Origin of the sequence: Neoluteolibacter marinus (assembly GCF_014904755.1) — a bacterium.
In the GTDB taxonomy this organism is placed as follows: domain Bacteria; phylum Verrucomicrobiota; class Verrucomicrobiia; order Verrucomicrobiales; family Akkermansiaceae; genus Haloferula; species Haloferula marina.
Genome location: NZ_JACZFQ010000097.1, coordinates 216,533 through 226,175 on the forward strand (window position 1 = coordinate 216,533; position 9,643 = coordinate 226,175).

At 58.5% G+C, this 9,643-nt stretch carries 5 protein-coding genes; 3 read left to right on the forward strand and 2 right to left on the reverse strand.

What is annotated here, in order from left to right; all coding sequences use genetic code 11:
• Positions 1-11: 11 nt before the first annotated feature.
• Positions 12-3,734, reverse strand: a complete 3,723-nt coding sequence (locus IG178_RS19465) for an ELWxxDGT repeat protein (protein ID WP_193214249.1) — start codon at positions 3,732-3,734, stop codon at positions 12-14.
• A gap of 217 nt (positions 3,735-3,951) precedes the next feature.
• Here IG178_RS19465 and IG178_RS26390 point away from each other — a divergent pair, with 217 nt between their 5' ends.
• Positions 3,952-4,482 carry a helix-turn-helix transcriptional regulator gene (locus tag IG178_RS26390; protein WP_226895608.1) on the forward strand — a complete coding sequence of 177 codons (531 nt, stop codon included), beginning with the start codon at positions 3,952-3,954 and terminating at the stop codon, positions 4,480-4,482.
• The gene (locus tag IG178_RS19475) at positions 4,451-5,314 is read left to right on the forward strand and encodes a helix-turn-helix transcriptional regulator (RefSeq protein WP_193214251.1); all 864 of its coding nucleotides are present in this window, start codon (positions 4,451-4,453) and stop codon (positions 5,312-5,314) included. The genes IG178_RS26390 and IG178_RS19475 overlap by 32 nt, the downstream gene beginning before the upstream one ends.
• A 344-nt stretch (positions 5,315-5,658) precedes the next feature.
• Here IG178_RS19475 and IG178_RS19480 read toward each other — a convergent pair whose 3' ends face one another.
• Positions 5,659-8,673: an alpha/beta fold hydrolase gene (locus tag IG178_RS19480; RefSeq protein ID WP_193214252.1), complete on the reverse strand. Its 3,015-nt coding sequence runs from the start codon at positions 8,671-8,673 to the stop codon at positions 5,659-5,661.
• Between the two features lie 145 nt (positions 8,674-8,818).
• On the opposite strand from IG178_RS19480, the gene IG178_RS19485 reads away from it, so the two are divergent.
• Positions 8,819-9,136 carry a hypothetical protein gene (locus IG178_RS19485; protein WP_193214253.1) on the forward strand — a complete coding sequence of 106 codons (318 nt, stop codon included), beginning with the start codon at positions 8,819-8,821 and terminating at the stop codon, positions 9,134-9,136.
• Positions 9,137-9,643 lie beyond the last annotated feature (507 nt).

The window sequence follows — 9,643 nt, forward strand, 5'->3', positions numbered from 1 at the left end:
GGAAGGGGGGGTCAGAACGCTCCCTCCGACACCTCCTCTGACGTTCTGCGTTCCACCCTTACCCGCAGGAAACGGTGAGCAGCGACGCCAATTGCCTGGGAATCGTGGATCCGGACTATATGGGTCCCGTCATCAAGCGGATATTCATCAGACTCGGCGGCACCTACAAACGGGCCGCCCCTCTCGCTACGGGCGATCTCAACCCAACTCCCACTGAGACTCCCGGAAGACTCCGCCAGTATTGTCACGTCCGTCCGCGACGGATCACGGAGGAAAACCAAAGTGAGATGAGGATCTCCGGTTGCAGGGCTAGTCTCGAGGCGGGGCAATCCCGCTGTCCCGTCCATCCCCCGGGTCAGGACCAAGGCATACTTGATCAGGTTGACGATCCCATCGCCGTCAGGTGCGGCGAGATCGGCCGCATCTCCGGTGTTCTCCCCAGTTCCGAAGTGGAGCTGCCGCCAGTCGGAAATGTCCGGAGCCGGGGCAACCGTGACGACGATGTCGGCAATGGTGGACGCCCCGTGGGCATCGCTCACCGTGACAGGGATGGAATCTTGTCCTGAAAAGCCATCGGGGGGCGAGTAAAGGATCGATTCGGCCGAAAGTTCCACCGCTCCACCTGCCGCCGAGACTGTGGCGATCGAAGTCACAAGGACGGCGGCCCCTTCTGGGTCGGACGCGGTGGCGAGCAACTCGCCGATCGAAATGGATAGAGGCGTTCGATAGGGGGTGGAAACCGTGAGTCCGGTGAAGTCGGGCGGCGAGTTCGGCGTGCGGAACACCGCATCCGGGGTTGAGAAGGAGCCGTTTGCCGTCGTCGCGGTGAACCGGTAGTGATACGTCACCCCGGGGGTGAGGTCGGTCAGCGTGGCCTCAGCGCCCTGCCATTCCCCGTGCGGAGAGAGGGAAAGAACCAGCTCGGCGGATTTCCCGTAGCCGATCGTGGTTCCATATTCCACCACCACCGAAGTTGCTCCAGCCGATGGATCCACACTGGCGTGGAGAGTCGCTCCAGTAGCGACAATCCCGGTCGGGTCTCCTGCGGAAACGACTAGGTCGAAGGCGAGCAATTCCTTGCCCACCTCCGGCAGGATGCCCGCGAAGAATACGGTATTCGCTCCACACACGAGTTCCGTGACCTCGAGGATGCTCCGGCCCTTGCCATCCCGCACGCGGACGGTGCCCTCCGCAGTCCCATCGGTTTTCCAAAGCTCGGTTTCGAGGTCGGTCACCGCCAGCCCATCGGTTGCCGTGAAATAGAGAGTCGAACTGACGGCAGCAAGGCAGGTCGGGTTGCTGGAACTGGATCCACTCCGGATGTCGCAAACCAACGCCGTGCCCGCCTCGGTGCCATCGCTTTTCCACAGTTCGGCCCCGTTCGTGCCGTCGTCCGCCCGGAAGAACCAGGTGCTACCCGACGCGACGATCCGACTGGGCTCGCTGGATCCGGTGCCTGGTAGGATATCCTTCACCCGATAGGTGCCGGCAGCGCTTCCGTCGCTTCGCCACAGCTCAGTCCCTCCCGTGCTATCGCGGGCCGAGAAGCACATCACCGGACCGATCCATACGAAGTAGCCAGGATAGGAGGAGTCCGCACCTGGTTCGATATCACTCAACAAAAGGGTTCCTTCCTCGGTCCCATCCGACTTCCACAATTCGTAACCATCAACGCCGTTGTTTGCGCGGAAATAGAGAGCAGAACCGCCAGCGTGGAGCCCCCAAATCTCACTCGAAGCGCCACCCGGTCGGATGTCCTTGACGAGCGTCGTACCCACCGAGGTGCCGTCGCTCTTCCAAAGCTCTGCTCCGCTCGTTCCATCTGTCGCCGTGAAATAGAGGATCCCCCCCATTTCCCGAAGATTCTCCGGCGAGCTCCCCGTGGACCCAGGCCTGATGTCTCTCACTTGGAACGTTCCCTCCTCTGTTCCATCGCTGCACCAGAGTTCCTGCCCGCCGAGGTCGTTGGTGGCCTTGAAGAACAATTTCGTCCCCACGACGGTGAGTTCGCTAGGATTACTGGAACCGGCGCCAGTCCGGATATCCCTGACCCGGACGGTTCCTGCTTCGGTTCCGTCGCTCCGCCACAGCTCCCTGCCCTCCGTGATGGTTTGAGCACTGAAATAGGTTACGGCGCCGACGGTCAGGAAACCTGAGGGATTGGAGTAGGCGCTCGGGCCACCGGGAGCAATGTCTTTGACCAGTGAAGTTCCCCCCGAGGTGCCGTTGGACACCCACAGTTCGTGGGAGTGGGCGCCATCATCCGCACCAAAGAAGCACTGTTCGCCCACGACCTGCAGCGACATGGGAAAGCTGGACCCGGTACCCGCCGGAAAATCCATGAAGATGTGGGTGCCTTCGCTCGTCCCGTCCGTGACCCAAAGCTCTTTCCTCGCGTATTGGGTGGTGAACATGGCCTTGTCACCGATGCCAGTGAAGCCGTATGGATAGGCTGACGGAATCCCTGGATCAAGGTCCTTCACCAGAGCGGTTCCCGCTTCAGTACCGTCGCTCTTCCAGAACTCCCAACCTGCATTTCCATCGCTGGCAGCGAAGTAGAGGGAGTTACCGACCGCGGCGAGACTCTGAGGAGAGCTACTGGCGGAACCCGGTCGAATGTCCCTTACCCTCGTCGTGCCCGTCTCGGTGCCATCGCTTGCCCAGAGTTCAGACCCGGCTTGATCGGTAGCGCCGAAATAGAGTGTCGATCCAGCGACGGTGAGATTCGCAGGGTATCCGGAACCCGAAGGGTTGAGATCCTTCACTTGCACGGTCCCGGCTTCGGTGCCGTCGCTTTTCCAAAGCTCCGTACCCGCGGGCCCGGCGGCCGAGAAAAATACCTGATCGTTGAAAGCGGTCAGGTAACTGGGAGAGCTTGAGTAGTAGACAATGCGAAAGCCTTGCCAATAGCTTCCCGGACGGATGTCCTTTACAAGCACAGTCCCCGCCGCAGTGCCATCGCTCTTGTACAGTTCGGTGCCGATTCCTGAGCCGTAGGCAGTGAAATACAATGTCGTTCCCACGACCACAAAGTTGTCCGGACTGCTGCTTGAAGTTCCTGGATAGATGTCGCTCACGAGAGTAGTCCCCTCCTCGGTGCCATCCGTTCTCCACAGCTCTCTTCCGGACGTAGCGTTAGTCGCTCCGAAATAGAGGTACCCACCCATTTCCGCGTATTGCAGCATCGGGGTGCTGCCTTCGTTGCCCGGATTGATGTCACGAACCAGATGGGTTCCTTCCGGTGATCCGTCGGAACACCAGAGTTCATAGCCGTGTCCATCTGCATCAGAGATGAAAAATAGCGTCGAGCCTAGGACCGCCACCGGGGACAAGTGGCGAGAATTCTCACCTTCGACCAATTCCCTCACACGCACTGTTCCCACCTCAGTCCCATCGCTTTTCCAAAGCTCATACCCTTCTCCGGGGGCGCACGCGCTGAAATACAGAACGGGCCCGCAAGCCGTGAGGTCCTTCGGATTACTCGATCCCCCGCCGGGATAGATATCCTTGACCCGGCAGGTGCCAGCAACGCTTCCATCCGTTTTCCAAAGCTCCCTCCCACAGTCGTCCTTCGCGGTGAAATAGACCGTCCCCCCCATCCGCACGAAGTCTCCAATCTCGGGGTGGTAGTCGATCGTAGCGACCGGGTTGATGTCGGCGACCAACTCCGGAGTCTGGGATGCGACGCATACCGAAAGAAGGGACGCTGACAACAGAGCAATTCGTAGCTTCATGGGTGCAGGAGCAGACCCGAGCGTGCCCAACCGGCTTGACTCGCGTCACCCCCCGAAACTACGCAAGACCTCCTGTTGACCGGGCTTCGAGCGAAATAGCCCAACCTAACAAAAATCGGTCAGCTGGACAGATTAACGGCTTCCCATCACGCACCGCATTGTTCAAGGCTTCCAGATCTGCATGATTCCTGGAGACCGCGTTTCTCATGACAAATCAATGGGGAGGCTCCTGAGAGCCCTTGACCGCGAAGAACACAGGACCGCTCGAAGCGTTGAAGCCTGGGTGGTCGTGCTGGACAGTCTCGGATGGTGCGCGGCACTGCGAGAGGATGCCGATCGGGCATTGTGCCTCAGTCCCCGGGCGGCCGCATGGTGGAGAGATTCCAATGGAGGCGAGGTGTGCTGGAGGCAGCTCACGGCGGCCCTCGATCACATTCCGGTGGAGGCTTTCCTCGTCCGAACGGAGGCACTTTGGGTTTGGCGCCGGGCGCCTAATAGCGTGAACGCCCCGCCCCGCCCAAGCTTGGCGCCAAGCGAGTTGACCCGGCGCGAAGCGGAGATCCTTGGCTGGTTGCGTCAGGGAAAGAGCGGACCGGAGATCGCAGCAATCGTTGGCTGCGCCCGGCGTACCGTGGAAAGCCACGTAGCACGGATCTACAAGAAGCTCGGCGTGAGAAGCAGGGCCCAACTGATGTTCCACAATCCTTCAACCAACGATGGCGGCAAGCAAGCGAAGCGAGTTTCTTGACATCACCTCACGGGATCTGAAACGCGTCGATCAGATCACCGCGCGGTTGTCTGAAGCCGACGATCGCACCACGCTGGGTCGTGAGTTCGTGACTGAAATGGAGCGCTTCCTCCCCGCGGATTGCATGCTCTGGAACGTGTGGACGAACGGCATGGAGCGGGTCCTTGAGTTTTCCGGGAACACGGGTTGGTCGGAAGAGGTGCTGGCTCCGCACGCCGGAGCTGTCAACGAGACAATCCGCTTCCATCCTGTTATCGCCTCCGGACAGGCTAAGGCATATTGGCGACGCCCGCAGCGAATGTCGGACTTCCAGTCGTACGGCCGCTTCCAGTCAAATCCCCTCTACCGCGAGGTGTATCGTCACATCGAAGCAAACTACCAGATTGGATTTCACTCAGCGCAGCTCGACGACGGGGTGCTGAATCTTTGCTGGAACCTCAAGAGCCGGGATTTCAGGGACGCAGAGTTGCAGAAAATGCACCTGATCGGCCAAAGAGTCGGGGATTTGGCAAAGCGGCTGGATCAAAGCAAGAGTCTTCGGGCAACATGGCAAAAACTGAAGGACCGGCTGGAATCAGTGGGGGTCGCGACGGAAAACGGCAACTCGATGCTCACTCCGACAGACGGGAAAATCCTAGCAGGGTTGATCTCGGGCAATCCTCGGGTCGAGATCGCAGCAAATCTGGGCTGTCGCCGCGACACCCTCGACCGCCATATCGCAATCATCCGGGAGCGCCTCGGCTTCGACAGCGTGGCTCACCTCCTCGCCGCGATGGCAGATCTGGCTGTTTTCACGGAACGGTCGAGAGATCCAGATCCCAAAAAGCCTTGAGACCTCGTTGCTGCAGACGATGAGAAAGCGAAGGATTGACTCTTTCGCACAGGGTAGCCGAGGGCACCCAGACGTCATTCCCATCGGCCCGCGGATGGGTCCATTGTTCGCCGTCGTCCTACGACCCGTAGCCTGTGAACATCACCGGAACTACCTGGAATCGTTCCCTTTACGTCGAAATGCCGGCGATCGCCGGTAGTCCAAGCCTTAGCCAGACGGAATCTCCTTGGGGAGACCGGAAACATCGAGAGTTCCAGCCGACAGGGCTAACTCTTACCCGTCCCTCCTTGAAGGCAGACGAAGACGTCCTGTTGCTGCGTGCTCAGCCGCCCACATAAAGACCATCACTCACCGACCACCTCGCTCCAAATGAACCCAGTCTTCGCGTCCTCAACCGGATCGAGGATTCGAATTGTCAGATACTCCCAGTCGGAGAATCCGTCTCCGTCAATATCGCGCAATGGAGGCAAGCCGGAGTCGAGGGGCGGATCCGCCCGGAGCAGGCCAAGTTGGGGTGCTGCCGACAAACCACCATCAGCAAAGAACTTGTAGCTTACACCATCGATGGGCTGCGAGACCATCTCAATGCCTTCCTCGAATGCAAGGCCAGCCCGGACCGGAAGGGTTAGAGTAAAGAATCTCTCGCCTCCGATCAATTGGACTGAACTCCTCCGCTTTCCTTCGTTGCCCCCAGTCCCGAGGGGATCCGAGTCATTGGCGAAATGCAGGATGTTTTCGATGCCATCCCCATTTGGGTCATCCTCCAGACCGTCATTGTAACCCTTCGTAAGCCCGAGCGCATCTGCCCACCTATCGTAAGCTGTTGGAGCCGATAACATAAAGCTGATGTTATCGACAACCACCGAAGCACCCGATGAATCATCGCTGTTCAGAGCGATGAATAATTCAATGTCCTGCCCCGTAAACCTCGCAATATCGAAAACACCGGAGTTGTAAACCTCGCCGTCCTGCATGAACTCTCCCTCAAGGGCAAACAGGAGCTCGTTACCGATCCCAAAACTCAAGAAATCGCGATCCCCAAAGTCAGAAACTCGGAAATCAAAGGCCAACCCCACTGCCTCCTCAGGAACTGAGACCGGAACCCAAGTATATGCCGGAGAGTTCTCTTCGAGAACTATCTTTAGATCCTGGATCGCCCGATCCCCGTTTTCCATGGACGCCTGCACCTTGCCAACCGCACCCCAAACTTGATCGGACAGGAATAGGCCAATCGAAGCGCCGACACTAAAGACGCGAGCCGCATCCCTGAACTGGATGATCTCCTCGCGGGTCGAGCCCTGAAGCAGGACTGGCTCATCGGAAACACTGAACGTTTGGATGTGGTATTGTGGGGAGCTGGGAATCGTCCCGCCGAGCCGAAGGGCTGCATGATAACCTGGAGAGTCGCTGCCCGCGGACGCCCCGGTTCTCCATGCTTCGGCCGACATCCTATACCACTCGATCGGATACGAGTGCCAGCCTACTGCTCCCAGTATTGCACCTTCGGGCAAGAACACATTGACCGCATCGCTTTGCAGCGCACCAACTATCGAGACATAGTTCTCATTGAAGGAATACCGGGAAGTTGGATCAGCAAAAACTGATCCGACGGACGAAGCCAAGGGAATCTGGGTGGCATTGGTGATCGAAGCGTCATCCATCAAAGAAGCCTGAATGGGCACGGCATCCAACCCCTCCCGTTCCACCAGCATGTCGATGGACTCTCCCACGATTAGCGCTCCAAGACTATGCCCAACAAAGTGGACATGATCCCCATAGGCTGGACCAACCAGATCGGCAAGTGCCGCTGCCAACTCCGATGCCTGGTGCGGTGTGCGTGAGCGCGCGAGCGTGATCCCCACTCCCGTGCCGGCCTTGTCACTCCAGTCCCAAGCAAGGATGTTGAGGTCCGGCGATCCCGCTAACACCTCACCTGCCAAAGCATTGAACACATTTGGCGAACTGTTCCACCCATGCACAAACAGAATCACCGGGTCTGCCGGATCAAAACTTGAGAGGTCCCCATCAAATGCACTTCCATTCCATTGCTTCAGCCCAGTCTCGACAAATGGATCAGGCTCTTGCAACTCCTCGAGCGTCACATGAACCTCTGGATCGGGTTCACGAACGGTTTGAATGACCTCAAGAGGTGAGATGCTGTTTGTGTTGTAGAACACCAAGTAGCCCCCCCCTCCGGGGAAAGGCTCCTCGCCGCTTATGCTTTCTGCAGATGACGACCCCGAAACCACTAATGACCCCAACGGCCCGAGTCCGATCGCCGCGGCTTTGGAGCCAAGGCTTACCACACTTTCATCCTCGAGACTCCCACTCGGGTCATATCGTCGGAGCGAGTAAACAGCCTGACCTGCATTCTCGCGAATCGCTAGCGCCAACACTCGATCACGGCGATCAATCTGGATATTCACAACAGTGGCGGCAGTAGTGGTTCCATTGAACTGAACCGCAAAGGCACTGGACCATATAACCTCAAAACCAGGGCTAAACTTCTCGACCACAGCTTGCCTGCCCTCCGCATTTGTTGTTACGCCTCCAACGATTATGTTTCCGACCGAATCGACTTGGACGGAGTGCAGGACGGTCGCGCTCCCTTGGGAGGGGTCTGCACGAAAGTTTTCGAGCGCGCCGGAGTGAGAAAATCGTGCGATAAACCCAGCTAAATACCGTCCGACCGAACTGCCGCTCGGGGTCTGAGAGGTGTAACCTGCAACTACGACCGAGGAATCCGAAGTTACTGCAACAGCGTTGATCTGTCCGTTATTTGAACCCTCGGAGTTCATGAGCCTCCTAATCCAGACTTGGCTACCGCTATTCGAAATCTTCCCGACAGCACAATCTCGTCTAGAATAGACTGGTGAGCTTACAATTCCTCCGAAGTAGATGTACCCATTCGTGTCTGACGTAATGCCCCCCAGAAAGTCATCTCCTTTCGAGCCAAAATACCTTCTCCATAGGAGCGACATTTCAGAGGAGAACTTTGAAATACAAATGTCCTTCTTTCCAAGACCGGGATCATTGCTGGCTCCATCTCCGGCAACGACGATTTCATTTCTCGCGGTGAGGTGGATTCGCAGGGCACTCGACATGCCTGTCGAACGCGTCCAAATCCGCTCTCCACTTCTTGAGTATTTGATGACTTCACGATCCTCCTCAGAAAACTGACTACCCTTGACGAGAACATAAATGTCGCCAACCGCATCCCGATCCGAATCGAGCACGATCTCCGAGAACCTTTCAATTTGATCAATCTCAAGTTCCTTGCCCGTCGCCAGCTGAATTACACCAACTAAGGCGAACAGAAAGATTCCCAGGCAACCAACGAGAGAATTACGTGCTGGCATGGGTCTGAGAGATACATTGGGAGGGCAAACGCCCTCTGTCTCCTGACGGAGTTGACCTAGCATTTGAGAAAAGAGGCGGGGGACTCCGAGCATGGGGGGCGGGCTATTCGACAGGGCGTGGTGACCCCACTAAATGACTGCTGTTTTGTCAACGTCATACGCCCATCCCCATCCCCATCCCCATCCCCATCCCCATCCCCATCCCCATCCCCATCCCCATCCCCATCCCCATCCCCATCCCCAGACCCATCCCCAGACCCATCCCCAGACCCATCCCCAGACCCATCCCCAGACCCATCCCCAGACCCATCCCCAGACCCATCCCCAGACCCATCCCCAGACCCATCCCCAGACCCATCCCCAGACCCATCCCCAGACCCAGACCCAGACCCAGACCCAGACCCAGACCCGGGACAGGCCCGGCGTGGCGGATCAAGAACCACGCCATGAAATCATGGGCTAGACCACCCCGGCTGCGGCGCAAGCTTTGGAATGGCGGTATGACAAAAAGCCCCCGCCAATACAAGACCGGCGGGGCCTTCATCGATTCAAGGACGGGGAGTCTTCACACTGAAGCGTCCCCCTAGGCGAATCAACCCATCATTCGTTCGGCCTTCCGCAGCTGGCGGCCGACGAGACTCCACCAGAAGCAGATTGCGGTATTCGCCCGCGCCATCAGAGCTTCCCTTTGATATACCCAGAGGGCAAAGCCACAGAAACGGCCCCGCGGCGGGCCTCCAAGGGCGGGAGGGCTACGAAGAGAGCGCCCGGCTTCGTGGTGCGGCTCGCTCGGCCCTGGCCGACGGCGGGCTGCACACCTCCGGCCTTGGTCCGACCCACACGGCGCTTTCCCCTACCCCTGACGAGTTACCCCCCTTGCGGTCGACGATCCGCCGCCCCCCCCCCCCCGCATCGAGGGGCGGCATCGAGAGTCAGGCAACTTCCCGGCTGATTTGGGGACGCGGCAAAT

Coding starts and splice junctions, on each gene's coding strand:
- IG178_RS19465 (WP_193214249.1), bottom strand. CDS start 3,734: ATGAAGCTACGAATTGCTCTGTTGTCAGCGTCCCTTCTTTCGGTATGC.
- IG178_RS26390 (WP_226895608.1), top strand. CDS start 3,952: ATGGGGAGGCTCCTGAGAGCCCTTGACCGCGAAGAACACAGGACCGCT.
- IG178_RS19475 (WP_193214251.1), top strand. CDS start 4,451: ATGGCGGCAAGCAAGCGAAGCGAGTTTCTTGACATCACCTCACGGGAT.
- IG178_RS19480 (WP_193214252.1), bottom strand. CDS start 8,673: ATGCCAGCACGTAATTCTCTCGTTGGTTGCCTGGGAATCTTTCTGTTC.